28 protein-coding genes are annotated in these 25,497 nt (G+C 61.8%); 3 read left to right on the top strand and 25 right to left on the bottom strand.

Annotated elements, in window-relative coordinates; all coding sequences use genetic code 11:
- Positions 1-12 precede the first annotated feature (12 nt).
- The 4 genes from AB5Y64_RS15535 to AB5Y64_RS15520 all read right to left on the bottom strand — a co-directional run bounded on the left by AB5Y64_RS15535 (position 13) and on the right by AB5Y64_RS15520 (position 4,055).
- The gene (locus AB5Y64_RS15535) at positions 13-972 is read right to left on the bottom strand and encodes a LysR substrate-binding domain-containing protein (protein WP_010673960.1); all 960 of its coding nucleotides are present in this window, start codon (positions 970-972) and stop codon (positions 13-15) included.
- Positions 972-1,610 (bottom strand): pyridoxamine 5'-phosphate oxidase, encoded by a 639-nt coding sequence (gene pdxH / locus AB5Y64_RS15530; RefSeq protein ID WP_134996668.1) that lies wholly within the window; start codon positions 1,608-1,610, stop codon positions 972-974. Before pdxH ends, AB5Y64_RS15535 begins: the two co-directional genes overlap by 1 nt.
- A 157-nt stretch (positions 1,611-1,767) precedes the next feature.
- Positions 1,768-2,091, bottom strand: a complete 324-nt coding sequence (locus AB5Y64_RS15525; protein ID WP_010673958.1) for a hypothetical protein — start codon at positions 2,089-2,091, stop codon at positions 1,768-1,770.
- On the bottom strand, positions 2,088-4,055 hold the full coding sequence (locus tag AB5Y64_RS15520; RefSeq protein ID WP_319883289.1) for a reprolysin-like metallopeptidase: 1,968 nt from the start codon (positions 4,053-4,055) through the stop codon (positions 2,088-2,090). The genes AB5Y64_RS15525 and AB5Y64_RS15520 overlap by 4 nt, the downstream gene beginning before the upstream one ends.
- A 211-nt stretch (positions 4,056-4,266) precedes the next feature.
- On the opposite strand from AB5Y64_RS15520, the gene AB5Y64_RS15515 reads away from it, so the two are divergent.
- Complete coding sequence (locus tag AB5Y64_RS15515) at positions 4,267-5,478, top strand: RsmB/NOP family class I SAM-dependent RNA methyltransferase (RefSeq protein ID WP_368204186.1); 1,212 nt, start codon at positions 4,267-4,269, stop codon at positions 5,476-5,478.
- 67 nt (positions 5,479-5,545) lie between these two features.
- Here AB5Y64_RS15515 and AB5Y64_RS15510 read toward each other — a convergent pair whose 3' ends face one another.
- A complete protein-coding gene (locus AB5Y64_RS15510) occupies positions 5,546-5,890 on the bottom strand; it encodes a Grx4 family monothiol glutaredoxin (protein ID WP_010673955.1) in 345 nt (114 codons plus the stop codon).
- A gap of 287 nt (positions 5,891-6,177) precedes the next feature.
- Here AB5Y64_RS15510 and sodB point away from each other — a divergent pair, with 287 nt between their 5' ends.
- Entirely contained in the window at positions 6,178-6,762 is a 585-nt protein-coding gene (gene sodB / locus AB5Y64_RS15505; RefSeq protein ID WP_010673954.1) for a superoxide dismutase [Fe], read from the top strand.
- A 109-nt stretch (positions 6,763-6,871) separates the two neighbouring features.
- On the opposite strand, the gene AB5Y64_RS15500 is transcribed toward sodB, so the two are convergent.
- The 20 genes from AB5Y64_RS15500 to cheY all read right to left on the bottom strand — a co-directional run bounded on the left by AB5Y64_RS15500 (position 6,872) and on the right by cheY (position 23,982).
- Entirely contained in the window at positions 6,872-7,684 is an 813-nt protein-coding gene (locus AB5Y64_RS15500) for a VacJ family lipoprotein (protein ID WP_029314176.1), read from the bottom strand.
- A 78-nt stretch (positions 7,685-7,762) separates the two neighbouring features.
- On the bottom strand, positions 7,763-9,025 hold the full coding sequence (gene ccmI, locus AB5Y64_RS15495; protein WP_103243520.1) for a c-type cytochrome biogenesis protein CcmI: 1,263 nt from the start codon (positions 9,023-9,025) through the stop codon (positions 7,763-7,765).
- Positions 9,022-9,504 (bottom strand): cytochrome c-type biogenesis protein, encoded by a 483-nt coding sequence (locus AB5Y64_RS15490; RefSeq protein WP_103243521.1) that lies wholly within the window; start codon positions 9,502-9,504, stop codon positions 9,022-9,024. Before AB5Y64_RS15490 ends, ccmI begins: the two co-directional genes overlap by 4 nt.
- Before the next feature lie 10 nt (positions 9,505-9,514).
- A complete protein-coding gene (locus AB5Y64_RS15485; RefSeq protein ID WP_103243522.1) occupies positions 9,515-10,045 on the bottom strand; it encodes a DsbE family thiol:disulfide interchange protein in 531 nt (176 codons plus the stop codon).
- Complete coding sequence (locus AB5Y64_RS15480) at positions 10,042-11,997, bottom strand: heme lyase CcmF/NrfE family subunit (protein WP_109112098.1); 1,956 nt, start codon at positions 11,995-11,997, stop codon at positions 10,042-10,044. The genes AB5Y64_RS15485 and AB5Y64_RS15480 overlap by 4 nt, the downstream gene beginning before the upstream one ends.
- 79 nt (positions 11,998-12,076) lie before the next feature.
- On the bottom strand, positions 12,077-12,568 hold the full coding sequence (gene ccmE, locus AB5Y64_RS15475) for a cytochrome c maturation protein CcmE (RefSeq protein ID WP_052815847.1): 492 nt from the start codon (positions 12,566-12,568) through the stop codon (positions 12,077-12,079).
- Positions 12,565-12,771, bottom strand: a complete 207-nt coding sequence (ccmD, locus tag AB5Y64_RS15470; RefSeq protein WP_039039901.1) for a heme exporter protein CcmD — start codon at positions 12,769-12,771, stop codon at positions 12,565-12,567. Before ccmD ends, ccmE begins: the two co-directional genes overlap by 4 nt.
- 2 nt (positions 12,772-12,773) lie before the next feature.
- Positions 12,774-13,514, bottom strand: a complete 741-nt coding sequence (locus AB5Y64_RS15465) for a heme ABC transporter permease (RefSeq protein WP_010673946.1) — start codon at positions 13,512-13,514, stop codon at positions 12,774-12,776.
- Between the two features lie 166 nt (positions 13,515-13,680).
- Positions 13,681-14,349 (bottom strand): heme exporter protein CcmB, encoded by a 669-nt coding sequence (ccmB, locus tag AB5Y64_RS15460; RefSeq protein ID WP_010673945.1) that lies wholly within the window; start codon positions 14,347-14,349, stop codon positions 13,681-13,683.
- A gap of 3 nt (positions 14,350-14,352) precedes the next feature.
- Positions 14,353-14,988 (bottom strand): cytochrome c biogenesis heme-transporting ATPase CcmA, encoded by a 636-nt coding sequence (ccmA, locus tag AB5Y64_RS15455; RefSeq protein ID WP_039039903.1) that lies wholly within the window; start codon positions 14,986-14,988, stop codon positions 14,353-14,355.
- Positions 14,989-15,207: 219 nt separating this feature from the next.
- Positions 15,208-15,594, bottom strand: coding sequence for a DUF2802 domain-containing protein (locus AB5Y64_RS15450; protein WP_010673943.1), 387 nt, complete (start codon positions 15,592-15,594; stop codon positions 15,208-15,210).
- A gap of 71 nt (positions 15,595-15,665) precedes the next feature.
- On the bottom strand, positions 15,666-16,154 hold the full coding sequence (locus AB5Y64_RS15445; protein ID WP_010673942.1) for a chemotaxis protein CheW: 489 nt from the start codon (positions 16,152-16,154) through the stop codon (positions 15,666-15,668).
- 69 nt (positions 16,155-16,223) lie between these two features.
- Positions 16,224-17,090: a chemotaxis protein CheW gene (locus AB5Y64_RS15440; protein WP_134996663.1), complete on the bottom strand. Its 867-nt coding sequence runs from the start codon at positions 17,088-17,090 to the stop codon at positions 16,224-16,226.
- Complete coding sequence (locus tag AB5Y64_RS15435) at positions 17,087-17,881, bottom strand: ParA family protein (protein ID WP_010673940.1); 795 nt, start codon at positions 17,879-17,881, stop codon at positions 17,087-17,089. The genes AB5Y64_RS15440 and AB5Y64_RS15435 overlap by 4 nt, the downstream gene beginning before the upstream one ends.
- A 4-nt stretch (positions 17,882-17,885) precedes the next feature.
- On the bottom strand, positions 17,886-18,794 hold the full coding sequence (locus AB5Y64_RS15430) for an OmpA family protein (protein WP_319894986.1): 909 nt from the start codon (positions 18,792-18,794) through the stop codon (positions 17,886-17,888).
- Between the two features lie 2 nt (positions 18,795-18,796).
- Positions 18,797-19,534 (bottom strand): flagellar motor protein, encoded by a 738-nt coding sequence (locus tag AB5Y64_RS15425; protein ID WP_319894984.1) that lies wholly within the window; start codon positions 19,532-19,534, stop codon positions 18,797-18,799.
- A gap of 2 nt (positions 19,535-19,536) precedes the next feature.
- The gene (locus AB5Y64_RS15420) at positions 19,537-20,652 is read right to left on the bottom strand and encodes a chemotaxis response regulator protein-glutamate methylesterase (protein WP_368204182.1); all 1,116 of its coding nucleotides are present in this window, start codon (positions 20,650-20,652) and stop codon (positions 19,537-19,539) included.
- 31 nt (positions 20,653-20,683) lie between these two features.
- Complete coding sequence (locus AB5Y64_RS15415; RefSeq protein WP_124244013.1) at positions 20,684-22,834, bottom strand: chemotaxis protein CheA; 2,151 nt, start codon at positions 22,832-22,834, stop codon at positions 20,684-20,686.
- Positions 22,835-22,845: 11 nt separating this feature from the next.
- Entirely contained in the window at positions 22,846-23,586 is a 741-nt protein-coding gene (locus AB5Y64_RS15410; RefSeq protein WP_171865497.1) for a protein phosphatase CheZ, read from the bottom strand.
- A gap of 12 nt (positions 23,587-23,598) precedes the next feature.
- Positions 23,599-23,982: a chemotaxis response regulator CheY gene (gene cheY, locus AB5Y64_RS15405; RefSeq protein WP_010673934.1), complete on the bottom strand. Its 384-nt coding sequence runs from the start codon at positions 23,980-23,982 to the stop codon at positions 23,599-23,601.
- A gap of 353 nt (positions 23,983-24,335) precedes the next feature.
- Between cheY and AB5Y64_RS15400 the strand changes: the two genes are divergently transcribed.
- On the top strand, positions 24,336-25,472 hold the full coding sequence (locus tag AB5Y64_RS15400; protein WP_021141311.1) for an ISAs1-like element ISAs12 family transposase: 1,137 nt from the start codon (positions 24,336-24,338) through the stop codon (positions 25,470-25,472).
- The last annotated feature ends 25 nt before the right edge of the window (positions 25,473-25,497 follow it).

Below are 25,497 nucleotides of genomic sequence, written 5' to 3'. Positions count from 1 at the left end.
TATGTCTCGGCGTCAGAGCCAGGGCAGAGTCGCAGACGGAGCGGGCGTTCCCTGGTTGAGCAGCGCCAGCTGCACCGTCTCCCGGCTCACATGGGGGGCATAGAGGTGGATGAAGTCGTACATGTAGTCCCGCAGGTGGGCGTGCCTGCGCAGGCACACATGGGCCACGCTCGAGGCGATCAGATGATCGATGTTGAGGCAGACCAGGCTCTCCCTGTCCCCTTCGTCGAACGCCGAGGTGGCAATCACCCCGACTCCCATCCCCAGGCGCACATAGTGCTTGATGATGTCGCTGTCGGTGGCTGTCAGCACGATGCGGGGGCTGAGACCATGGCGACCGAACGCCTTGTCCATCTTGGAGCGGCCGGTGAAACCGAACACATAGGTGATGAGGGGATACCGGGCCAGATCCGCCATGGCCAGCGGCTGGCAGTCCAGCAGCGGATGGCCGTGGGGCACCACCACGCTGCGCCCCCAGCGATAGCAGGGCACGGTCGCCAGCTCGTCGAACAGGTGCATGGACTCGGTGGCGATGGCCATCTCCACATCCCCGTTTTGCGCCATCTGCGCCAGTTGGGCAGGGGCTCCCTGATGCAGCTGGATGCTCACCTCGGGGTAGCGGCGGGAGAATTCGGTAATGACCGCCGGCAGCTTGTAGCGGGCCATGGTGTGGGTGGTGGCGATGCGCAGCACCCCGCTGGTGGCCAGCTGATCCCCGAGGGAAAGCTGGCCAATCTGCTCCACCTGGGCCACCACTCCCCTGGCCAGCTCCATCACCTGCTCCCCCATGGGGGTCAGGCCCGCCAGGTTCTTGCCCTTGCGGGTAAACAGCGCCAGCCCCAGCTCCTCTTCCAGCATCTTCATCTGCTTGCTGAGGGTCGGCTGGGAGGTATAGAGCTTCTCCGCCGTCGCCGAGATGTTGAAGTTGTTCTTCACTATCTCGGTGAAATTCTTGAGCCGGGCGATGTTCATCAGGGCGCCAGGCGCTCGATGTGCCAGCCGTCCCCCTCGCGGGTGTAATAGAAGCGATCGTGCAGACGATGCTCCCCGCCCTGCCAGAACTCGACGGTGTCGATGCGCACCCGGAAACCACCCCAGAAGCTCGGCAGCGGCACTTCGCCATTGGCAAACTTCTGCTTGAGTTCGAGGAACTTGGCCTCCAGCACGCCACGGGCCGAGATGCGGGTCGACTGTTTGGAGACCCAGGCGGCGATCTGGCTGTCCTTGGGACGGCTGTGGAAATACTTCATCACCTCGAAGGTGCTCATCTTCTCCACCCGGCCGGTCACGTGCACCTGTCTGTCCAGGGTGTGCCAGGGGAAGAGCAGGCTGATGCGGGGGTTGCCCTCCAGCTGATGCGCCTTGCGGCTGCCCATGTTGGTGTAGAACACCATGCCTTCGGCATCGTAGTGCTTGAGCAGCACGGTGCGCTGCCAGGGCTGGCCATCAGCATCCACGGTGCCCACCACCATGGCGGTGGGATCGGTCAGTCTGGCCTCGCACGCCTGGGCCAGCCACTTCTCGAACAGGGCGAGGGGCTCGGCCGGCAGATCGGCCCGGTGCAGTCCACCCCTGGTGTATTCGCGACGCAGATCAGCCACATCCATCATCTTGATTTTCCTTCTCTCTTTCTCTGCCGCCCGTGCGGCGATGGGTGCAGGCATTGTGCGACGAGCGCGCCATGGGTACAAGCCTCGGGGCGGCCAAATGGCGGAGCAAAAAGAGAGGGAGGCTCATGCCTCCCTCTTTATGCCGATGACCGTCAGCCTACTGCTTGCCGTCAACCGGCGGGCAATGGGCCAGCATGCGCCGGTTGTAGTCCGCCGCATAGGCGCTCAGCCTGGCGTGGGCCTCCTTCTGATCCGGCTTGATGACATCCCCGAATCCGTCGAGATAGCGCACGCCGCAGCGCGCCTTGGCCGCCGCCTGCTGATCCGCCGCGATCCCGGGCGCCACCTCGCCGCGCCCGGCCCGCACGATCAGCCGGTAATCCTGCCTGGCGAGGCTGGCGCTGACCGCCTGCTCCAGGGTGTCTGCATCGGCCTGACAACCGCCGAGCAGGGTGAGCAGCAGCACCCCGGCCAGTCTCATGCCCGCCTCCGCTGCCAGCCCAGCAACGCCAGGGCCAGGGTCCAGAAGCCGAGGGCACCGCCGCCACCGCTTCCCCCCTCTTCACCGCGTTGGGTGACCGAGAGCTTGAGGGGACTGATGGCGAAGAAGATGTTGTCACTGCACGCCACCTTCAAGCGGGCAGTGCCATCCTTGCCCGCCGGGATGGTGACGCTCGCCGAGCCCGAGTTGGGTTTGCCGCTGGCAAGGGAAGTCCAGTTTGCCCCCTCGTCCCGGGTCATGAAGAGATCCACCTTGCTGCAGTTGATGGGGGCTACATTGGTGCCGGCCACTTCCCAACTGATGGTCTGCGTCTTGCCCGCCCCCAGGGGGGTCACCACCGGGCTGGTCAGGGCAAAGGCCTTGCCGGTGTTGACCACCTGGATCTTCATGTCATCGCTGGCGACACCGCCCTTGCCGTCCCGCGCCGTGAGGCGGAAGTTCAGGTCCCGGTTGGTGGCAGGCCAGGCCTCCCCTATCGCCAGGGTGTTGGTGAGCAGGGAGGTGAGACTCGGCAGGGTGCGCTCCGGCAAGCTGGTCGGCGCCACGAAACGGAACAGCGGGCGGCTGCCGTCGTCCACCATGGTGGCCGGGCTGCTCGACTCCGTCCCCAGATCGATCTGCTCCCAGGTGTAATTCAGCGGATCGCTGTCAAGATCGGCCCCCGCCCCCTTGAGCACGAAGGGGGTGTTGGCAGGGATGACGTAGTCATTGCCTGCCGCCACCTGGGGCGCATTGTTGACCAGCGCCAACGGGGTGCCGCATTTTGGCACAGTGGCCATGTGGGCCCGCATCTGCTCGATGGACTTGCTGTGGAAATAGGGCTCGCTGTGGGGCTGCAGATCTTCGTCTCCGCAGATCCCCGCATAGGCCATGATGGAGCTGCCGCTGCCCGGCTCCCAGGCCTGGCTTGCCTCCCGGTTGCCGCCACCACAGCTGCCTGTGGTGCCGTTGAAGGTGTGGTCTGCTCCGAACTGGTGACCAATCTCGTGGGCTACGTAGTCGATGAAGAAGGCATCCCCCACCGGCTCGGAGGAGCCCGTCATCCCCGCCGATTTGTCAGGGGTGCAGAGTACGCCCAGTCCCGCCAGACCGCCGCCACCGGTATTGACCACATGGCCGATGTCGAAGGCCCCCAGCCCCTTGGTCAGGGCATCGGCCTGCACCTGCATGTTGGCATCGATATCGCCGTCATCATTGTTGAAGGGATCGTTCGCCACGTCGGTGAAGATGATGGTGTCGTTGCCGCTGGCCAGCTGGAATTCGGCCGCCACGTCACGCTGGTAGACCTCGTTGACCCGGTTGAGCAGGGTGGTGATGGCGCCAAGACCCGCCTCCACGGTGCCGCCGTGATACTGGGTGTACTCCCCCGCCGCCGAGATGGCGATGACATAGCGCTTGCGCTCGTTGCCATCCACCAGCACCTGGCGGGCCAGCTTCTTGGCCTCGCCCCCGATCACCTTGTCCGCCTCTTCTTCCAGCCGGCTGTGGGCATCCTGCTGGTAATAGACGGCATAGCCTTCCCCATTGCGAAGGGGATCGACGAACACCATCTTCCCTTCATGGCTGAACATGGCGTGGAATCCCTGGGGACCGAGATCGAAGCGCCCGGTCTCGCCCGGCGCCGCTTCGTTGTACCCCTTGAAGGCCAGGATATCGGGATATTTGGCGGCCAGATCCGCTGGCAGCAGATCATAGGGTTGCAGACTGAAGGTCACCTCCTTGCCATCCGGCAGAGGCAAGGTCAGGCGGCGCTCGCCCCCCTTCAGGGCAGCCAGGTAATCGGTGGAGACGGTGACGATGCGATACTGGCTGGCCCTCACCTCGTACCCATCGGCGGCGGTGGCCCGCGCCGTGACCGTATGCCACTCGCCGGCCATCAGGTTGCCGGACGTCATCAGACCCGCCACCAGCACCGCCAGCGGAGAATATTTCATCAACTGCATCTTTTTAATTCCTTTTTAAACGGATTCACCTGAACTGCCACGGCATCATTTGCCCGCTGGTCCGATTAGTCCAGCAACATCCTCTGTACATTCCCCGAATGGGGAAGGTTGCACCAATGCAGACTAGCCCCTATCATGGCGCGGATTTGTCCGTTCCAGAACCCCTCTTCGACGGGGCCGGTTCACTCTTTCTTTGGCCAAGGTTAATCTCATGCTCAAGTCCCCACTGTTGCCCCGTTTCGGGGATCTGGTCGTTGCCATTGTTGACGATGTGCTGGGTCAGGGTCTTACCCTCGACCGCGCCTATGCACGTCACTTCTCCGGCATCGAACTCAAACCGCCAGAACAGGCAAGGATTGCCCTGGTCACCGGCGATCTGCTGCGCCGCCTCAGCCTCTACTGCTTCCTCACCGGCATCCAGGTCCGTCAGGCGGAGAAGAATGTCTGGCCGCTGCTGCACAGCTGGCACGCCTTCCACAAGATAGATCAGCCCAACCACCCGACCCTGGATCGCTTCAACGAGGAGGCGTTCCGCCGCCGCCTGACCGAGGCCAAGAAGAACCCCGTGCTGATGGACGGCTGCCCTGCCTGGCTGGAAAAGCTCGGCAGCGAGCAACTGGGCGACGCCTGGCCGGCCGAGCGTGCCGCCCTGGCCTGGATGCCCAAGCGTTACCTGCGGGTCAACACCCTCAAGTGCACCCGGGACGAGCTGCAAGCCATGCTGGCCAAAGAGCATGTCACCACAGTGCCCGTCGACGGAGTGGAGACCGCCCTGCAAGTGACCTCGGACGCCGCCCTGTTCCGTACCCAGGCCTTTGCCGATGGCTGCTTCGAGCAGCAGGATGCCGGCTCCCAGCTGGTGGCCGCGGCCCTCGACGTCAAGCCCGGCATGCGGGTCATCGACGCCTGTGCCGGTGCCGGCGGCAAGACCCTGCACCTGGCCGCCATGATGCAGGGCAAGGGCCGTCTGCTGGCCATGGACGTGGAAGAGTGGAAACTGGAGAACCTCAAGCAGCGCGCCCGCCGCGCCGGTGCCCACAACGTGGAGACCCGGGTCATCACCAGCAGCAAGACCGTCAAGCGCCTTAAAGAAAGCGCCGATCGCGTGCTGCTGGACGTCCCCTGCTCCGGCCTTGGCGTGCTCAAGCGCAACCCGGATGCCAAGTGGCGCGACACCGCCGAGCGCCTGCCGGTGCTGGTCGTCCTGCAAGAGGAGATCCTGCAGCGCTACAGCCAGATGGTGAAGGTGGGCGGCCTGCTGGTCTACGCCACCTGCTCCATCCTGCCCGAGGAGAACCGCCAGCAGGTGGACAAGTTCCTCGCCGCCAACGAGCACTTCCGCCTGATCGGCGATCACAACGTCAGCCCGGCCGAGACCGGCTTCGACGGCTTCTACATGGCGCGCCTCGAACGCATCGCCTGATGTCTGTCGTGGGCACAAAGAAAAGGGGAGCCAGTGGCTCCCCTTTTTGCATGGTATGGATGCGGCCTTACTCGGCAGCAGCGTCATCCTGCTTGTGCTTGGCGGCAGTTTCCTTGATCAGGGTCTGCAGCTCGCCGGCCTGGAACATCTCGATCATGATGTCGCAACCACCGACCAGCTCGCCCTCGACCCACAGTTGCGGGAAGGTGGGCCAGTTGGCGAATTTCGGCAGCTCGGCGCGGATGTCCGGGTTCTGCAGGATGTCGACATAGGCGAAAGGCTCGCCGCAGGACATCAGGGCCTGGGAGGCCTGGGCAGAGAAACCGCAGCTGGGCAGCTTGGGGGATCCCTTCATGTAGAGGATGATGGGATTCTCAGCCAACTGCTGTTTGATCTTTTCAATAGTTTCCATAAATGCCTCACTGGAGCGATTTCGGCGGCCATTCTACTGCAATCCGGGCAGACCACAAACTGGCAAACCGTTGCGAATGAAAGAAGTCATGCATCAATACGCCGCAGCTTGATCCGGATCATGGCAAGAATCAAGGGTTGTTCGCCCATCTTTGATACTGCTACAATCGACGGGCTTTGGGCCGTCTGGCCCCCTCATTTCAAGAACAATTCTTTTCAAGATAGAAAAGAGTACGCAATGTCTTGCAACCGTCGCCTTCGCACGGACCAGCCAATGGAGAGTAGAAAATGGCTTTCGAACTTCCCGCTCTGCCCTATGCAATCAATGCTCTGGAACCGCACATCTCCCAGGAAACTCTGGAATACCACCATGGCAAGCACCACAACACCTACGTGGTCAACCTGAACAACCTGGTGCCGGGTACCGAGTTTGAAGGCAAGTCTCTGGAAGAGATCATCAAGACCTCCACTGGTGGCGTCTTCAACAACGCTGCCCAGATCTGGAACCACACCTTCTACTGGCACTGCCTCTCCCCGAACGGCGGTGGCGAACCCACTGGCGCCCTGGCCGATGCCATCACCAAGGCCTTCGGCTCCTTCGCCGAGTTCAAGGATGCGTTCACCAAGTCTGCCATCGGCAACTTCGGCTCCAGCTGGACCTGGCTGGTGAAAAAGGCTGACGGCTCCCTGGCCATCGTCAACACCTCCAACGCCGGTTGCCCGCTGACCGAAGCCGGTACCACCCCGCTGCTGACCGTCGACCTGTGGGAACACGCCTACTACATCGATTTCCGCAACCTGCGTCCGAAGTACATGGAAACCTTCTGGGCCCTGGTCAACTGGGAATTCGTGGCCAAGAACCTGGCTGCCTGATAAGCCTTTCTTGCCAAAACGCCCCGCACTTGCGGGGCGTTTTTTTATGTCGAATACCTGCCATCGACAACAAAGGCGCCCTCAGGCGCCTTGTGGAAGATGACCGTGCTTACTGGTCTATCTCGTCCATGTAATCGTCGAGGTTGCCATCATCCGCCGCCTCTGGCTTCTGCTCCTGGAGCTCGGGTTTGCGGCCCGTCACCTTGCCATCGTTGTACTGCAAGTAGAAGTCCTTGGTCAGGGCGTAAGGATCCAGCGCGTTGTCGATGATACGCTCCTGATCGATCAGCTTGGAGCGGGTACCGAGGCCATCCAGTGCCCAGTGCACCACCTTCAGCGGGAAGGTCAGCAGGGCATAGGGGAAGTAGATGGTATCGATGGTATCCCCTACCAGTTGCCGGGTGGTGGTGGGACCGTAGACCGGCACCATCAGATAGGCGCCATCCCCGATGTCGGCCTTGCCGAGCACGGTATCCATCTCCAGCGTGTTGCGAGCCAGGCCCGCATGCTTGGCCACGTCGAACAGACCGAGCAGGCCCACAGTGGTGTTGAGGGTGAAGCGGCCCAGGTTGGTACCGGCCCCTTTCAGATCACCCACCAGCAGGTGGTTTACCATGCTGCTCGGCTCGTCGAAGTTGTCCACGAAATTCTCGATGCTGTCCCTCACCCCTTGCGGGACATAGCGGGCATAGCCGTGTACCACGGGGCGCGCCACATAGGGCTCCAGCACGTCATAGTTGACGGCCCACATGGCACGGTTGGGCCCCTGGAAGGGGTCGCGAGGATCGCTGGCCGTGCTGGATGCCCCGGGGCGGCTCGGGGTCTCGCCGAGATCCAGGCTCTCCGGGCCCGGCTTGGGAGGGCCGCCCGCACAGCCCGCGAGCAGCAATGCCACCGCCAATGCTCCTGAACGCAGATACATATGAAAGTCCTAAGATTTTTTTGGGTATTGATATGAATTATACAGGGGGCCCACCCCAAGGGGTGGGCCAAAAGCGTATTAGAGGGCGTGATCGATGCGGATGTCAATCGGCGCTGTGGGGATGGTGCTGGTCGGCACGGTGACCGAAACCCCTTCAAAGGCGCCTTCCTTGTTCATGACGTTGCCACCTCGGGAGAGGCGCGCCTTGAACTGCAGCTCGGCATGGGCCACCAGCTTGCTCCCCTCCATCATGGCATCCCCGTCCCCCAGGGAGAGGGTGAGCGGGAGATGCGGGTCTGCAATGCGCTTGACCGCGATGGGCATGGGCGGACCGTTGGGGATCACCGCAAAGACGAACAGATGGGCATCTTCCGGCATCTTGATGCCCGGCGCCAGGGTGATGTGCAGGGGGAACTCCCCCTCTTTCACCGCCAGCACCTCGGCTTGTGCCTGGCCTTCGGCAGACGGGGTGGTCACGGCGATGCCACGCTGGCCAAGCTGCTGCCTGGCGTACTCCATGGAGCGCTCCACCATGGTGTAGCGGGCCGAGCCCGGCTCCAGCAGCGGCAACATCCCCTGCCAGCGGTCGAGGGCGGTCTGGAAATCCTCTTTTTGCAGGGCCATGAAGGCGTGGACGGAGCGGGCCTCGATGTTGGCCGGGTCCTCGGCAATGACCGCCTGCAACAGCTGATCCGCACGGGCTTCCTCCCCCGTCATCATCAGGGCCTGGGCATAGGGCACCGCCACCATGGCCTTCTGGGGCGCGAGGGCGTAGGCACGCTCCAGCGCCTCGCGGGCCATCTCGGGATCATTGCCATCCAGGGTCAGGCGCCCCAGCAGCAGCCAGCCGCGATAGTCGTTCGGTTCTTCTTTCAGCCGGGTTCGCAGGGCCAGGGTGAAGTCCAGCAGATCCTGCTCGGTCACCCGGGTGTCGCGCTCCACCAGGATGCGATTGCTGAGCTCCCCCAACCGGCTGCTGGCATCCTGCCAGCGGCTCACCTCCTGCCAGGCGCCGAGCTTGGCGTAGAGGCCGATGCTCACCACCGCCAGCACCAGCACACCGGGGATCCAGATCAGGCTCTTGCCGCCACGGGCGGTCTGCTCCACGTCGGGAATATCGTCCAGGAGGCTGCGCTGCAGCTCCACCAGGGATTCCGGCTCCTCCGCCAGTATCCCCTGCTCCCGCTCTTCCCCTATCTCCAGCAGGCGCTGCCGATAAAGCTGCTTGTTGAGGGCCGAGCGACTGATGCTCTGCCGGCCCTCGCCGCGCCAGAGCGGCACGATCAGCGCCAGGCTCGCCAGCACCAGCAGGGCCGCACCCAGTATCCAGAATGGGGTCATGGTTTCTCTTCCTCTTTGAGCAGGGCGGACAGCCTGGCCTGCTCTTCTGCACTCAGGGTGCCTTCAGGCTGTTGAAAGGGAGCAGGGGCATGGCGGCGGCTTCGCACCACCACGGTGACGACGCCAATCACGATGACCAGCAAGGGGCCAAGCCAGAGGATCAGGGTCGAGGCCATCAGGGGGGGATCATAGAGAATGAAGTTGCCGTAGCGGGCCACCATGTAGTCCACCACTTCCTGCTTCTCCTTGCCCTCGCGCACCATCTGGTAGGTCTTGTCCCGCAGATCCTTGGCGAGCCCGGCGTTGGAGTCCGCGATATCCTGGTTCTGGCACTTGGGGCAGCGCAGCTCGCGGGTCAGCTCGCGAAAGGTCTGCTCCTGGGTGTCGCTCTCGAAGGTGTAGACATCGATGGCGGCGCGGGCCTGTCCGGCGCAGACGAGACCGGCCAGCAGCAACAGGGATGCAATCAGTGTTTTCATCGAGGAGGCCTCACTTCATGGCATCGAAGATGGGTTTGAGGGTACTGGCCCAGACGTCTGGGTTGATGTCCCCCACGTGGCGATAGCGGATGATGCCCTGGCTGTCGATGAAGAAGGTCTCGGGCGCGCCATAGACACCGAGATCCAGCCCCAGCATGCCGTCCGGATCGTAGAGGTTGACCTGGTAGGGATTGCCAAGCTCCGCCAGCCACTTGATGGCCTTGTCACGCTCGTCCTTGTAGTTCATGCCGACGATGTAGATCCCCTGCCCCGCCAGCTCCTTGAGGTAGGTGTGTTCCCCGTAACAGGTCGGGCACCAGGTGGCCCAGACGTTGAGCAGCATGGGGCGCCCCTTGAGGATGCTCCTGTCGTGCTGCTTGCCCAGGTCATAGATGTCCTGCAGGGTGAACACGGGCACCTCCTTGTCCACCATCACGGATTCGAGCTTGGTGGGATCGGAGTAGAGCCCCTTGAACAGAAACACGGCCCCCATCAGGAAGATGATGAAGGGCAGCAGATAGAGCCAGGTCTTCTTGTTCATGCCTTGGCCTCCTCGTCACGACGTCCGAAGCGGTAGCGCTTGTCCAGCATGGCCAGCACGCCGCCGAGGGCCATGAAGACGCCGCCGAACCAGATCCAGCGCACGAAGGGCTTGTAGTAGATCCGTACCGCCCAGGCGCCGTTGTCGAGCTGCTCGCCGAGCGCCGCATAGAGATCCCGGGTAACACCCGCATCGATGGCCGCCTCGGTCATCGGCATGCGGCTCACGGTGTACATCCGCTTCTCGGGTTTGAGCAGGGCTACCTGCTTGCCATCCCGGTGCACTTCCAGCACGCCCTTGAAACCGTCGTAGTTGGGGCCGTTCTTCTCCTTGATGCCGGTGAAGACGAACTCGTAATCGGCGAACTGGACGCGATCGCCGGCCTGCATCCGCAGGTCCTTCTCGATGCTGTAGTTCTGGGTGCAGGCGATGCCGATGATGCTGACCGCGAGCCCCACGTGCCCCAGGATCATGGCCCAGTGGCTGTTGCCAAGCTTGCGCACGCCGGTGGCAAAACCGTGTTTGTGGGTGGCCCGCGCCCAGGTCTCCTGCACACTGGTGACGATGATCCAGACGCCAAGGCCGATACCGAGCGCAGCCCAGGGTTTGAACGCCTCGGCAAAGAGTTTGGGCAACAGCAGAGCCGCGGCCAGGCTCAGCACCAGGGCGAGCATCACCTTGCCCTTGAGCTCACCGAGATCCTGGCGGCGCCAGCGGAACAGGGGGCCCACCCCCAGCAGCAGGGCGAAGGGGATGATGAGCCAGCTGTAGATGTGGTTGAAGAAGGGGGTGCCGATGGAGATGCTGCCAAGCCCCAGCTCCTTGTGCACCAGGGGCAACAGGGTGCCGAGCAGCACGGTGAGCAGACCCGCCACCAGCAGGATGTTGTTGCCAAGGAGCAGGGTCTCGCGGCTCCACAGCTCATGCTTGCCGTGGCTCTTCACCTGGGAGCCCTTGAAGGCGAACAGCAGCAGGGAGCTGCCTATCACCGCCAGCAGGAAGCCCAGGATAAACAGACCCCGGGTCGGGTCCGAGGCAAACGCATGGACCGATACCAGCACGCCGGAACGCACCAGGAAGGTGCCGAGCAGGCTCAGGGAGAAGGCCGAGAGCGCCAGCAGCACGGTCCAGGCCTTGAAGGTGGCGCGCTTCTCGCTCACCGCGAGGGAGTGGAGCAGGGCCGTGCCCGCCAGCCAGGGCATGAAGGAGGCGTTTTCCACCGGGTCCCAGAACCACCAGCCGCCCCAGCCGAGTTCGTAATAGGCCCACCAGGAACCGAGCACGATGCCCAGCGTCAGGAAGACCCAGGCCGCCATGGTCCAGGGACGGGACCAGCGCGCCCAAGTGGCGTCCAGACGCCCCGTCATCAGGGAGGCGATGGCGAAGGCGAAGGCCACCGAGAAGCCCACGTAGCCCATGTAGAGCATGGGGGGGTGGAAGATGAGACCCGGGTCCTGCAGCAGCGGATTGAGATCCCGCCCGTCCACCGGGAAATACGGCAGGGTGCGGGTGAAAGGATCCGAGGTGAACAGCACAAAGGCGGTGAAGCCCACCGAGATAAGGCCGAGCACCCCGAGTACCCGCGCCACCGCATCGAGCGGCAGGCGACGGCTGAAGAGGGCCACCGCCGCCGTCCAGCCCCCCAGGGTCAGCACCCAGAGCAGCAGCGAGCCTTCATGGGCTCCCCACACCGCCGAGATGCGGTATTGCAGGGGCAGCAGGCTGTTGGAGTTGGTGGCCACGTACTGCACGGTGAAGTCGTTGTCGATAAAGGCCCAGGTGAGGCAGATAAACGACAGCAGCAGCAGCAGGAACTGGCTGTAGGCGAGCGGGCGGGCCGCCGACATCATGCCAAGACGACCGAGATGGGCCCCGATCAGCGGGTAACTGCCCAGCAGCAGGGCGGTGGCGAAGGCCAGGATCAGTGAGAACTGCCCTAATTCCGGGATCATTGACTATTCCCTCTCGATTGCACGGAGAAACCTGCCGATTTGGCGGTATAAAGAAGTGAATTCTTGGCGCATACCGGCATCATTGCTTGGCTCCCTGCAACTGTGCCTCTGTGTATTCGGGCTTGAAGTGCATGCCGTTGGTGGCGTCGGCCACTTCCGGCGGCATGTAGTTCTCGTCGTGCTTGGCCAGCACCTCGAAGGCGGCGACCGTGGTGGCATCCTTGAGGGTGCCCTGGGCGACGATCCCCTGCCCTTCCCGGAAGAGATCCGGCAGGATGCCGTCAAACTCCACCGTCACCAGATGGCCGCCGTTGTCCACCAGCTTGAAGGCTACCTTGAGGCTCTGGGGATCCCGCACCACAGACCCCGGCACCACCAGGCCACCGATGCGCAGGCGCTGCCCCTCCTCGGGCTTGATCTTCTCCGGCCCCTTCCCTTCCACCAGCTCGCTCGGGGTGTAGAAGAGGTCGATGTTCTGGCTCAGGGCATAGAGCACCAGGCCAGTCACGCTGACAAGGCCCAGGCTGATGGCCAGGATGATGGTGAGGCGTTTCTTGCGGCGCGGGTTCATAGGGTGTTCTCCATCTGCTGGGCCGCCTTGCGGCGTGCCTCCCGAGCCTGCTTGTTGCGCAGTTCGCCGAGCAGGCTGCGGGTCTTCAATCGGGTGGAAATGACGATGCCGACCAGGCAGAGCAGGGTCAGACCGAAGGAGAGCCAGACGTAGAAGGCATAGCCTCCCATGGCCATGAAATCACTGAACGAGGCAAAGTGCATGCTTACTTCTCCTGCCTGGCGATGTCGGCGACCCAGGGGCGGTGCCACTCCCGCATCAGCAGCTCATTGCGAAAACGCATCAGGGTCAGGGCACCGAGAAACGCGGCGAACGCCAGGATCATGATGAGCAGCGGCCACAGCATCTCGGGGGAGATGGAGGGTTTGTCAAACTTGGTGATGGTGGCCCCCTGGTGCAGGGTGTTCCACCACTCCACCGAGTAGTGGATGATGGGCAGGTTGATCACCCCGACCAGCGCCAGGATGCCGGCGGCGCGGCCCGCCACCACCTTGTCGCTGAAGGCGTTGTAGAGGGCGATGACACCCAGATAGAGGAACAGCAGGATGAGCTCGGAGGTGAGCCGGGCATCCCACACCCACCAGGTGCCCCACATGGGTTTGCCCCAGGCGGCGCCGGTAAAGAGGGCAATGAAGGTGAAGACGGCCCCCACCGGGGCGATGGCCGCCACCGTCATGTCTGCCATGCGCAGTTGCCACACCAGGCCAATGAAGGCGGCCACCGCCATGGTGGAGTAGGCGCCCATGGAGAGGATGGCGGAAGGCACATGGATATAGATGATCCTGAAAGAGTCGCCCTGCTGGTAATCGGCGGGTGCAAAAGCCAGCCCCCAGACGGTGCCGATGATGAAGGCAAGCAGGCTTGTCACGGCAAACCAGGGCAGCAGGGTGCCGGCCAGCCCATAGGCGCGCTCGGGTTTGGCATAAGGGTGCAACCATTTCCACATAGCTCACGAAACCTTTCAGTTATTAATTTTTAAGTGGCGAGGGCTACCATACCCATGGGGGAAAAACATCATATCCCCCGAAAGCAATAAGCAGCCATCCCCTTGATCTATCTCAACTATCTCGCCCCTAACAAGGCTTCAAACGAAAATCTTTTCACCAAATCAATCAGTTGACACTCACCCGCAGCGCCGCCGAGATAGCCAGGGGCGTCAGGGTCAATGCCCCCACCAGCATGGCCCCCAGGATGGCGAGCTGACCGGCATAGGGCAGTCCCATGCTGGCCGCGTCGATGGCGGACGTGGCGAAGATAAGCACCGGAATATAGAGCGGCAGCAGCAGCAGGCTGAGCAGCACGCCCCCCTTGCGCAGCCCTGCGGTCAGCGCTACTCCGACCGCCCCGAGCAGGCTCAGCACCGGTGTACCGAGCGCCAGGGTGGCCACCACGGCCAGATAGGTCTTCAGCTCCAGGGAGAGCAGGATGGCGAGCAAGGGGGAGACCAGCAACAGCGGCAGACCGGTCAGCAACCAGTGAGCGATCACTTTGGCCAGGGCCAGCAACCCCAGGGGATGGGGCATCAGCATCATCTGCTCCAGGGCGCCGTCACTGAAGTCGTCACGAAACAGCCGCTCCAGGGAGAGCATGGCCGCCAGCAGGGCCGCCACCCAGATGATGCCGGGAGCGATGCGGGCCAGCAACTGGGGCTCGGGCCCGATCCCCAATGGAAACAGGGTGATGACGATGAGGAAGAACCAGAGCGGGTTGAAGATGTCGGCGCGCTGGCGCAGGGCCATCAGCAACTCGCGGTGAATAAGGTGTATGACGGCGCGCAGCATGGGCTACTCCTGCAACAGCGAGGTCAGAGAGAGGGTCTTGAGCCGTCCCTGCATCAGGGTCAGATCCTGGTGGGTCGTAAGGACCACCATGCCCCCCCTGTCCGCGTGGGCGAGGAACAACTGCTCCAGCACCCTGACCCCCTGCTTGTCGATGGCGGTGAAGGGCTCGTCCAGGATCCAGAGCGCCGGTCGCTCGCTCAGCCACAACCTGGCCAGCGCCACCCGTCGCTGCTGCCCGGCGGAGAGCTGCCCCGCGGGATAGTCTTCGAAACCGGCGAGGCCGACCTGGGCCAGCACCCGCCAGAGATCCACGCCGTCCCCGGCAGGGCCATGAAGCTTCTGGTAGAAGGAGAGATTCTCAAGGGGGGTCAGGGTCGCCTTGACGCCGGGCTGATGGCCCAGGTAAAGCAGGCTGGCGTGGTATTCATCCCGGCAATGGCGGATATTCTCCCCATTCCAGCACACCTCGCCAGCAAAGGGCTGGGAGAGGCCGGTGAGCAGGCGCAACAGGCTGGTCTTGCCCACCCCGTTGGGACCCTCAATCTGCATCAAATCCCCGGCACGCACCGCGAAGGAGAGATGTTCAAACAGGGTGCGATCTTCACGCACGCAGCTCAGATTGTTCGCTTGAAGCAGCATGGGGATGTAATCGTTGAAAATGAGGCGGCCTGCATCTTAACACAGGATCCGGAGGCGTCTTTTCAAAGATGCCAATAATCAACAGGATTTGTGGGGAAGATCGCGCCCCCACCAAAGAGATTGATGCCAAAGGACTATCCACCGTCCCGGCATCATGAAAGAGGTGGCCACGGGCCGAACAGAAAGCGGGGAGGCACCGGCCTCCCCGCGACACATCCGTCAGCTGCGTCCCTTTCGCAAGGAAATAAGCAGCTCCGCTTCCGCCTGGGGCAACTCGCACTCGCTCATCACCTCGTCCAGATCGGCACCAAGCTCCACCATCTTGGCGGCGCGGCTGTAGAGGCGGCGCTCCGGATCCTGCAACGTCAGCTCCTGCTGGCTGTCGTGGATCTTCTGCATGGCCCCTTCTGCGGCTTGCAGACGCTGACCCATGCCGATGGCACCCGTGTGCAACTCCATCATCTGCTTGCGCAGACTCTCGAGCTGCCCCTGCAGCGCTTCCACCCTGGCCTCGGACTCTCGCTGGCGACGACGGTGCCCCAGGATCCCGTAAAGGGCCAGCACCAGTGCGAGCAAGGACAACCCCAAGGCTGCAAATTCAATCATCAAACCATCACCTTACCGTCACAGGGAGGCGGACAGGTGCCATCGCCCCCGTCCGCACGTTCCCGTCCCTGTTACAGGGAACCAATGTCTTCCCACTCTTCGTCGGAGAGCAGCTTGTTGAGATCCACCAGGATCAGCAGTTGGCCGTCACGGTTGCTGACGCCCTGGATGAACTTGGCGCTCTCCTCGGTGCCCACCGCCGGGGCGGCATCGATCTCGGAGGAGCGCAGATAGACCACCTCGGCCACGCTGTCCACCATGATGCCGATCACCTGCTTCTCCGCCTCGATGATGACGATGCGGGAGTTCTCGCTCACGTCCCCGGCCGGCAGGCCGAAACGGGAGCGGGTATCGATGACGGTCACCACGTTGCCACGCAGGTTGATGATGCCCAGCACGTAGTCAGGTGCACCCGGGACCGGTGCGATCTCGGTGTAGCGCAACACTTCCTGAACCTGCATCACGTTGATGCCATAGGTCTCGTTTTCCAACTGGAAGGTCACCCACTGCAGCACTTCGTCTTCGGCCAGATTCTGTGCAATATTGCGCTTCTCTGTCATCTTCTTGATCCTTGTATGAACCCGTCAACGGGTAAAATTAGCAATAAAACCATGGCGATGCCGACGTTGTCAGCGGCCTTCGATGTTCACGCCCCGTCCTAGCAGCAGCAAGAGCTCCCTGACGTGCAGCAGGGCACACATCTTCTCCTTGACCATGCCGGCCAACCAGGGGCGCTTGCCCTCCTGATGGCGCCACTTCACCTGGTCCCGGTGCAGCAGTTCTGTGCCCTTCAACTGGTGACAGGCCAATCCCCAGGGTGATTCTCCCAGCATAATCAGATATTTGTAATCGTCCATCTCCAGATGCTGGCCCGGCATGACCCACTGGGCCGTGTCCACCACGTTCATCTTCTGCTCGCGGGAGGTCATGATCCCCTTGTACCAGCCCGGCTGGCCGAAGAGAGAGGTCACCTCCCCCAGTTGATGGATGCCCCCCAACTCGGTCAGAGGCACCGCAAACGTCACCCCGGCCACGTCGAAGAAGAGCGCCTGAAACTCGTTGCCGGTATCCAGGTTCTCCCAGGTCGACGGTGCGGGCGCCGCTTCGAGGGCGGGCGCGGGTTCTGCCACCGCGAGGGCGACGGGCTCGACTTCCTCCGCCACAGCTTCCACCACCGGCTCTGCCAGGGCGACCAGAGGCTCACTGTCAACCACCTCCGCCTCGAGCTGGAATGGCTCGACATGCACCTCTTCGTGGCTCAGGGCATCCATCTCGAACTGGACCTGTCCCACCTGGGCAAGCAGCTCGCTCAGCTGGGCCAGTCGGGTATCGGCTTCAAGATAGGGGGTGGCAGCCACCTCCGGCACGGCGACGGTCTGACGTTGCAACGCAGGGGCCGGTGCTTCGTCTTCGGGATCTTCCCGCAGCAGGGCATCGTCCAGCAGCAGGGAGTGGAAATAGTCGTCCATGGCCCGAACCTGGGTGGTCTCTCTCACGGCATCACCTCCTGGGTCCGTTGACGCTCCAGCGCGTCGAGATGGTTGAGCAGGGTCTCATAGGCATAGGTGCCCCGGCTGCCCGGTGCATAGATGGAGGGAGGAATGTGCACCAGACTGGCATCCCTGAATTTGGTGTCGATGGGAATGACCGCATTCCACACCGCCTCCCCATACTGCTCCTTGATGGACTGCAATGTCATCAGGGAGGCGCGGGTACGCTTGTCAAACATGGTCGGAATGATGGTGTAGCGGAACTTCTCCCGCTTGGAGCGCTGCATGATCTCGAAGGTCTTCATCATCCGCTCCAGCCCCTTGAGGGCCAGGAATTCAGTCTGCACCGGCACCAGGATGCGATCGCAGGCCGCCAGCGCGTTCACCATCATGACCCCCAGCACCGGCGGACAGTCGATGAGCACGTAGTCGAACTGATCCTGCACCCGCAGCAGAGCGCGCTTGAGCACCAGCCCCATCCCTTCCCGGTTGCCCATCACCCGATCCAGCGTGGCCAGGGTAATCGAGGCGGGCAGCAGGCTGATGTTCTCGAATCGGGTCTTGAGGGTCATCCGGTTGACCAGCTCGGCGCTGGGTTTGGCCGCCTGGAACAACTCGTACAGGGTGCCTTCCAGCCTGTCCGAGTCGAAATCGAGATAGGAGGTCAGGGAGGCGTGTGGGTCGGTGTCGATCAGCAGTACCCGCTGGCCACGCTGGGCCAGAATGCCCGCCAGGGAGACGACCGTGGTAGTTTTACCGACTCCACCTTTCTGATTGGCAACCGTCCAAACAATCACTGTATCAATCCTGCCTTGTTGTTATGCGTATGCCCCCACCGGGCAGCGCGATCACCCTGATCTTTTCACTGTCGACACTCTGCGGTGCGTCCTGCACCGGTGCCGCCGTCAGCGGTTTGACGGGGACTGGCGGCACCCAGGCGAACCTGGATATGGCGACCACCACCTTGCGATTCTGTAATCGTCCCTGCTCGGTGCCATTGTCGACGAAGGGGGAAAACTCTCCGTACGCCTCGTAGGCGAGCCGACCGGGAGCCACCCCCTTGCCCACCAGGGCATTGAGCACTGCCTCGGCGCGGGCCGCTGACAATGTCCAGTTGGAGCGGAAAATTTCGTTGTTTATCGGTTGGTTATCCGTGTAGCCCCGCACCCTGACATAGTTATCGACCGGTTTGAGAATACCTGAAAGCGTATCGAGCACGGGTGCGGCATTGTTCCCCAGAAAAGCGCTGCCACTGTTGAACAGGAGACCTGAACTCAGCTCCACCGTCAGCCAGTTGTCATCCTGCGCAAGCTTCACCACCCCCGCATCGACCAGGGCGCCCATGGACTCCTGGATCTGCATGTCGATCTGCGCAAGAGCCGTGCCATCTTGCGAGACGGGCGTGCCCGTGATGGGGGCCCGCGAAGGGGACGCAGAGGCCTGGCTCTCCAGCAGGCTGGGGGCGGCCGAGACCGGGTTGTCCAACAAGGAATTGCCCCGCCCTTCCAGCAGGCCATCGCTGCGCGGCGCCTGGTTGAAGGCCTGGGTCATGCCCTCGATGACGGCGCGGTACTCCTCCTTGTTGACGATGGCAACGGAGTAGAGCACCACGAAAAGGGCGAAGATGAGCGTCATGTAATCGGCATAGGAGACCAGCCAGCGATCGAGATGCTCTCGCCCTTGCAGGTGCAAACGATAGCGCTTGCGCATGGCTACTCCCCTTTCAGATAAGCCCGTAACCGCCTTTCAACCTGCGGGCCGTTCTCCCCGTGGGCGATGGCCAGAAGCCCCTCCAGGGTCATCTCCTGATAGAGGCCGTAATGGTAGTGGAAGGCGCGCAGCCGATTCGCAATCGGCAGATAGAGCAAGTTGGCAAAGCCCACCCCGTAGATGGTGGCGACGAAGGCCACGGCAATGCCTGCCCCCAGGGTGCCTGGCTCCTCCAGATGAAACATGGCCTGGATGAGGCCAATCACGGCCCCGATGATGCCGATGGTGGGGCTGTACCCCCCCATGGACTCGAACACCCTGGCCGAGTGCTCGTTGCGCTCCTGCTCGATGTCGATGTCCGCCTCCAGCAGGCTGCGGATATCCTCGATGGAGACGCCATCCACAATCATGGAAAGCCCCTGGCGGGTGAAGGGATCGGGCTCGGCATCGGCCTGGTTTTCCAGCGCCAGCAAGCCTTGCTGGCGGGCGAACTGGGCCCACGCCTTCAGGCGCTCGGCCTGCTCCGCAAGATCCAGCTGCGGCGGAAACAGCATCCAGGTTGCCTGCCTCAGGGCACTGAGCAGGTACCTGCGGGGAGTCTGCAAGATCACCGCCCCCCAGGTTCCCCCGACGACGATGACAAAGGCCGGGCCATCCAGCAGGGTCAGCAGGCTCCCGCCATGCCACCACTGGGCGATGGCGACGGCCCCCAGCGCCAGCACCAGGCCGAGCATGCCCATGGTCAGCGACCCAACTCGACCAGAATGCGCTGGGCCACCCGATCCAGCGGCAGGGATTCGCTTGCTATGCCCGCCTTGGCAACGGCCTGGGGCATGCCATAGACCACGCAGGAGGCTTCATCCTGCGCCCAGATGGTCGCCCCCTGCTCCTTGAGCAGACGGGCACCGTCGCGGCCATCCGCGCCCATGCCGGTCAGGACGATGGCCAGCACCTTGTCGCCATAGGTCTTGGCGGCGGAGGCGAAGGTGATGTCCACGCAGGGTTTGTAGTTGACTTTGTCATTGCCATCGATGATGCGAAGACGGGCACCGGGCCCGCGCCCTTCCAGCAGCATCTGCTTGCCACCGGGGGCAAGATAGGCCTGACCCGGCTTGAGCACGTCGCCGTCCTGCGCCTCCTTGACCCCTATCTGGCACAGCCCGTTGAGGCGGGCGGCAAAGGCAGCGGTGAAGGTGGCCGGCATGTGCTGGATCAGCAGGATGGGATGAGGGAAATCCCCCGGCAGCTTGGTCAGCACGTTCTGCAGTGCCACCGGCCCGCCGGTGGAGGTACCGATGGCAACCAGCTGGTAACTCTTGCCACTGCGCTTGAATGCGGCGGGAGCCGCCGCTGCCCGCGCAGGCTCGGGCTGGCGTTCGGCCAAGGGACGATTCAGGTTCCCTGTGACGGCGGGCCGGACGGCAGGCTCGGGGACACGGGGTCGGGTCGCCATCAGGAAGCGTTTGCGAGCGATCTCCTTGACCCGCTGCTGCAGCAGGTTGACGGCTTCGTCCTTGTCCCGGGCGATGTCTTCAAACTTCTTGGGCAGAAAATCGAGGGCGCCCGCATCCAGCGCATCCAGTGTTGCCTTGGCTCCCTCGTGGGTCAGGGAGGAGAACATCAGGATGGGGGTCGGACACTTGACCATGATCTCGCGCACGGCGCTGATGCCGTCGAGCACCGGCATTTCAATGTCCATGGTAATGACGTCGGGCCGCAACTGCTGCGCCTTGTCTACCGCCTCCCGCCCGTTCTGGGCCGTGTCGATCACCGTCATCAGGGGATCCTGATTGATGATTTCGCTGACCCGACGGCGGAAGAAACTCGAATCGTCGACCACTAATACCTTGACTGCCATTGTTATTCTTTTAACTCCTTGAGCCTGGCGCTCAGTGGCGACGGGCATAGGCCTTGAGCAGGCTGGGCACATCCAGAATGAGGGCGATGCCGCCGTCGCTGGTAATCGTGGCGCCGGCCATGCCGGGGGTACCTTGCAGCAGGTTGTCCAGGGGCTTTATCACCACCTCTTCCTGACCGATGAGGTTGTCTACCACGAAGCCCACCTGCTGGGTCCCTATCTGGACGATGACCACGTGGCCCTGGTCCTGGCGGGCCGTCTTGCCGGCACCGCGTACCAGCCACTTGTGCAGGTAGAACAGCGGAATCGCCTTGTCACGGACGATGATGGTGAGCTGGCCATCCACCACGTTGGCCTTTTTCAGATCCAGGTGGAAAATCTCATTCACGCAACCGAGGGGCAGGGCGAAGGTCTGTTGACCCACCTCCACCATCAGGGTAGGCAGAATGGCCAGGGTCAGGGGAACCTTGATCTCGAGACGGGTGCCCTTGCCCCAGGTGGAATCGATGTGCACCGAGCCATTGAGGCTGACGATGCTGGTCTTCACCACGTCCATGCCCACTCCACGGCCGGAGATGTCGGAGATCTCCGACTTAGTGGAGAAGCCGGGGGCGAAGATCAGGTTGTAGGCATCGTTGTCGCTCATGCGTGCCGCGCTGTCAGCATCGAGCACGCCACGGCTGATGGCGATGGACTTGAGCTTCTCCGGGTCCATCCCTGCGCCGTCATCCTCGATGCAGAGCAGAATGTGGTCCCCTTGCTGGGAGGCGCTCAGGGTGATGGTGCCCTGACGGGGCTTGCCCGCTTTCTCGCGCACGTCCGGCATCTCGACGCCATGGTCGCAGGAGTTGCGCACCAGGTGAACCAGGGGGTCGGCCAGGGCCTCCACCAGGTTCTTGTCCAGATCCGTGTCCTCACCCACCATCACCAGCTCGATCTCCTTCTTGAGGGTACGAGCCAGATCGCGCACCACGCGCGGGAAGCGGCCGAATACTTTCTTGATAGGCTGCATGCGGGTCTTCATGACCGCGCCCTGCAGATCGGCGGTCACGACGTCGAGGTTCGCGACAGCCTTGGACATCTCTTCGTCATTGCTGGCGATGCCGAGGCTCACCAGGCGGTTTCTCACCAGCACCAGTTCGCCCACCATGTTCATGATGACGTCCAGGGTCTTGGTATCCACCCGCACCGTGGTATCGCTCTGTACCGCGCTGCTCTCGGCGGGAGCGGCCTGCTTGGCAGGGGCGGCCCTGGCTGGCGCTGTGGGCTCTGCCGGCGCAGGTTTGGCGGCCACTGGCGCCTTGGGCGGCGTCACCGGGGCTGCGGGGGCAGCGGGTGCCGGAGCCTTGGGTTCGGGCGCAGGAGCAGGTGCCAGACTGTGCTGGGGCGCCTGGCCACGGCCGTGCAGTTCATCCAGCAGGCGCTCGAACTCATCGTCGTCGATGAGCTCGTCCACCTCTTTCTGGACCGACTGCAGGGGGGCCAGATCGGGGGCACCACCGTGCTGGCCCTGACCATGGAGCTGGTCGAGCAGAGCCTCGAATTCGTCGTCTGTGATGTCACCTGAACCGCTCAGCACGGGGGCGGCAGAGACCGTCGGCGCTTTGCCGACACCGTGCAGCTCATCGAGCAGGCGTTCAAATTCGTCGGCGGAGATCTCGTCGATGGAGCCACCGCCATTGACGGCGACAGGCGCCACCTCGGCGATGACCTCGGGTTCTGGTGCGGGTTCGGGCTCAGGCTCGGGTGCTGGCTGGGCCGCCACGCTGGCGGTACGCAGCTGCTCCTGCCCTTCCGGCTTGCACAGCTCGTGCAGATCGTGCAGCAGATCGGGAGAAGCGGGGCTTATCTCTTCGCGGTTCTGGACCTGGGCAAACATGACGTTGATGGCATCCAGCGCCTGCAAGATGACATCCATCAGCTCGGCACTGAGGGTCCGCTTGCCGTTGCGCAGCATGTCGAACAGGTTCTCGGCACCGTGACAGACATCCACCAGTTCGGTGAGGGAGAGGAAGCCCGCTCCCCCCTTGACGGTGTGGAAGCCGCGGAAGATGGCGTTCAACAGGTTCTTGTCATCGGGCCGCTTTTCCAAGTCGACCAGTTGTTCAGACAACTGTTCCAATATTTCTGATGCTTCGACCAAAAAGTCTTGCAGTATGTCTTCATCAACTTCGAAGGCCATGCGTCACTCCATTAGAATCCCAGGCTAGACAGCAGATCGTCCACATCATCTTGACCATTGACCACATCTGAGCGGGTCTGCGGGTTCATGATGGGGCCTTCCGCCTCGATGCCTCTCACTGGCAGGCTACGTGCCGAATTGTCGCTAACGCCCTCACCGAACATGGTCAGCATCTCTATCAACTTCGTTTCAACTTCCTGCACCAGTTTGATCACCTTGCGGATCATCTGACCGGTCAGGTCCTGGAAATCCTGAGCCATCAGAATTTCCGTCAGCAGTTGTCGTAACTTATCGGCATCCGTCTCAGAAGCCTTAATAAAATCATTCAGTTGATGGCACAGCGCCTTGAATTGACCCAGCTCGAGATCCCGGCTCATCAGGGCATTCCAGTTGGGCATGACCAGCTGAATGTTGTCGTTGAGTCGATCGGCGATGGGAAGGCTTGCCTCGACCGCATCCATGGTGCGATTGGCCGCCTTGTCCGTCATGTCGATGACATAGCTCAGACGCTCCCGGGCATCCGGGATTTCATGGGTGGCCAGGTCGGGGATCCTGGGATCCAGGCGAAAATCCTGCAATGAGTTGTGCAATTGGCGGGTCAGCTGCCCCACCTTGTCAAACAGGGCCGCCGCATTGGGGGCGCACACATCGGCGAGGATGGTATCGGCCTGTTCAAACTCTTCCCGCTCCAGGTGGGCAACCAGCATCCTTGCCTGGTCAAGCGAGATCATGGCACTCGTTTTGGCCTTCATCCCTGCCGCTCCTTAGCCGATACGTTCAAAGATTTTGTCGAGCTTCTCTTTGAGGGTGGCAGCGGTGAACGGCTTGACGATATAGCCATTGACCCCGGCCTGGGCGGCTTCGATGATCTGCTCGCGTTTGGCTTCGGCAGTCACCATCAGAACCGGCAGGTGCTTGAGCTTGTCGTCGAGGCGAATCGCCTTGAGCAGGTCGATGCCCTGCATGCCGGGCATGTTCCAGTCGGTGACCACGAACTGGAAGTCGCCATTTTTCAGCATCGGCAACGCCGTGTTGCCATCGTCTGCTTCATGGGTATTGTTGTATCCCAGGTCACGCAGCAAGTTCTTGATAATCCGGCGCATCGTTGAAAAGTCATCGACGATGAGGATTTTCATGTTCTTGTCCAAAGTTCCTCCTAAATAGCCGCCAAGACGGCTCACTTACATGATGCAGATCGCAGGTTTTATGGTGCGGATTATGCAGGGCGAGATCGTGAACATTTTGTTAAAAATTAAAAATAGTTTTTTGCCTACAAAACAAATACTTATAGGCCTGTGATATGCAGTTAACTTTATAGTCAGGATCGCCTTCACACTTTTTAATCGTCACTGCACGTCATTTCAGCTCAAAAAATGCGCATGAAATCCAAAAAATGATAATTTCCATGATTTCCATAGTTAACAATTTGCTCACATCCTCACCCTGAAATTTGACCTGGTGATCCGGCTGTGATCTCATGCTCCTTTTCAGGAGTGCTCTCATGTCTATTGATGCCGTTTTCGCTCAGTTCTTCGACAATATTCACGACCCTCGCCAGCATGCCAAGATTTATTATCCCTTCTACGATGTCCTGTTTCTCACCGTCTGTGCCGTGATCGGCGGGGCTGAGGGCTGGGAAGATATTGAGGATTTCGGCGAGGTTCATCTTCCCTGGTTTCAATCCAAGGGACTGTTTAAAAACGGCATTCCTGTCCATGACACCATTGCCAGGATCATCTCCGGCATCAAACCAGAGCCGTTTCAGGCCGCCTTTGTGCGGTGGACTCAAGCCATTAACCAGCACACCGATGGCGCCCTGGTCGCTATCGATGGCAAAACCCTGCGCAGTTCCTATGACCGTGAGGATCGAACGTCGACCATTCACATGGTCAGTGCCTATGCCGCCGCCAATAAGCTGGTGCTCGGACAGATAAAAACCGACGCCAAGTCCAATGAAATTACCGCTATTCCCGAGTTGCTGGCGCTGCTCGACATCAAAGGCTGCCTGGTATCCATCGATGCGATGGGGTGCCAGACCGAGATCGCCGAGACCATCCTTCAGCAAGGTGGCGATTACTTATTGGCCGTCAAAGGCAACCAACCCAAGTTGTTCGAGGCGGTTCGACAGGCCCTCGCCCCGCTGGCGGCCACCCCGTTATGCGCAGAGACGATGACGCTTGAGAAGGCTCATGGCCGCATCGATGGTCGTGAGTACCATGTCATGGCGGCGGGCGAGTTGGCCGCCCAGTTTCCTCATTGGAAACAGTTGCACAGCATTGGCGTGGCCATCTCCTATCGCGTTGAAAATATGCAAAAAATTACCATAGAGCAGCGTTATTTCATCAGTTCCAAAGCGTTGGTGCAGGATGAGTTTGCGCGAGCGGTGCGTGGGCACTGGGCCATCGAAAATAGCCTGCACTGGGTGCTGGACGTCACGATGGGCGAGGATGATTGCCCGATTTATCGCGGTGATGCCGCAGAGATTTTGGCGTGCATCCGGCACATGGGGCTGAACATGCTCAGGGCCGAGACTTCACGCAAGGCGAGCGTAAGACGGAAGCAAAAAATCGCAGGAATGAGCAGTGAATATCTGGAAACGGTACTCAATGCGGGTCTCAAAAAACTGGGTGAAATTTAACAAAATGTTCACGCTCTCACCCTGG

Source organism: Aeromonas sp. R5-1, from assembly GCF_040908265.1.
Taxonomy (GTDB): domain Bacteria; phylum Pseudomonadota; class Gammaproteobacteria; order Enterobacterales; family Aeromonadaceae; genus Aeromonas; species Aeromonas caviae.
The sequence above is the reverse complement of the archived record's forward strand: the minus strand, read 5'-3'. Positions and strand labels throughout refer to the sequence as shown.

Coding starts and splice junctions, on each gene's coding strand:
- AB5Y64_RS15535 (WP_010673960.1), bottom strand. CDS start 972: ATGAACATCGCCCGGCTCAAGAATTTCACCGAGATAGTGAAGAACAAC.
- pdxH (WP_134996668.1), bottom strand. CDS start 1,610: ATGATGGATGTGGCTGATCTGCGTCGCGAATACACCAGGGGTGGACTG.
- AB5Y64_RS15525 (WP_010673958.1), bottom strand. CDS start 2,091: ATGAGACTGGCCGGGGTGCTGCTGCTCACCCTGCTCGGCGGTTGTCAG.
- AB5Y64_RS15520 (WP_319883289.1), bottom strand. CDS start 4,055: ATGCAGTTGATGAAATATTCTCCGCTGGCGGTGCTGGTGGCGGGTCTG.
- AB5Y64_RS15515 (WP_368204186.1), top strand. CDS start 4,267: ATGCTCAAGTCCCCACTGTTGCCCCGTTTCGGGGATCTGGTCGTTGCC.
- AB5Y64_RS15510 (WP_010673955.1), bottom strand. CDS start 5,890: ATGGAAACTATTGAAAAGATCAAACAGCAGTTGGCTGAGAATCCCATC.
- sodB (WP_010673954.1), top strand. CDS start 6,178: ATGGCTTTCGAACTTCCCGCTCTGCCCTATGCAATCAATGCTCTGGAA.
- AB5Y64_RS15500 (WP_029314176.1), bottom strand. CDS start 7,684: ATGTATCTGCGTTCAGGAGCATTGGCGGTGGCATTGCTGCTCGCGGGC.
- ccmI (WP_103243520.1), bottom strand. CDS start 9,025: ATGACCCCATTCTGGATACTGGGTGCGGCCCTGCTGGTGCTGGCGAGC.
- AB5Y64_RS15490 (WP_103243521.1), bottom strand. CDS start 9,504: ATGAAAACACTGATTGCATCCCTGTTGCTGCTGGCCGGTCTCGTCTGC.
- AB5Y64_RS15485 (WP_103243522.1), bottom strand. CDS start 10,045: ATGAACAAGAAGACCTGGCTCTATCTGCTGCCCTTCATCATCTTCCTG.
- AB5Y64_RS15480 (WP_109112098.1), bottom strand. CDS start 11,997: ATGATCCCGGAATTAGGGCAGTTCTCACTGATCCTGGCCTTCGCCACC.
- ccmE (WP_052815847.1), bottom strand. CDS start 12,568: ATGAACCCGCGCCGCAAGAAACGCCTCACCATCATCCTGGCCATCAGC.
- ccmD (WP_039039901.1), bottom strand. CDS start 12,771: ATGCACTTTGCCTCGTTCAGTGATTTCATGGCCATGGGAGGCTATGCC.
- AB5Y64_RS15465 (WP_010673946.1), bottom strand. CDS start 13,514: ATGTGGAAATGGTTGCACCCTTATGCCAAACCCGAGCGCGCCTATGGG.
- ccmB (WP_010673945.1), bottom strand. CDS start 14,349: ATGCTGCGCGCCGTCATACACCTTATTCACCGCGAGTTGCTGATGGCC.
- ccmA (WP_039039903.1), bottom strand. CDS start 14,988: ATGCTGCTTCAAGCGAACAATCTGAGCTGCGTGCGTGAAGATCGCACC.
- AB5Y64_RS15450 (WP_010673943.1), bottom strand. CDS start 15,594: ATGATTGAATTTGCAGCCTTGGGGTTGTCCTTGCTCGCACTGGTGCTG.
- AB5Y64_RS15445 (WP_010673942.1), bottom strand. CDS start 16,154: ATGACAGAGAAGCGCAATATTGCACAGAATCTGGCCGAAGACGAAGTG.
- AB5Y64_RS15430 (WP_319894986.1), bottom strand. CDS start 18,794: ATGCGCAAGCGCTATCGTTTGCACCTGCAAGGGCGAGAGCATCTCGAT.
- AB5Y64_RS15425 (WP_319894984.1), bottom strand. CDS start 19,534: ATGGGCATGCTCGGCCTGGTGCTGGCGCTGGGGGCCGTCGCCATCGCC.
- AB5Y64_RS15420 (WP_368204182.1), bottom strand. CDS start 20,652: ATGGCAGTCAAGGTATTAGTGGTCGACGATTCGAGTTTCTTCCGCCGT.
- AB5Y64_RS15415 (WP_124244013.1), bottom strand. CDS start 22,834: ATGGCCTTCGAAGTTGATGAAGACATACTGCAAGACTTTTTGGTCGAA.
- AB5Y64_RS15410 (WP_171865497.1), bottom strand. CDS start 23,586: ATGAAGGCCAAAACGAGTGCCATGATCTCGCTTGACCAGGCAAGGATG.
- AB5Y64_RS15400 (WP_021141311.1), top strand. CDS start 24,336: ATGTCTATTGATGCCGTTTTCGCTCAGTTCTTCGACAATATTCACGAC.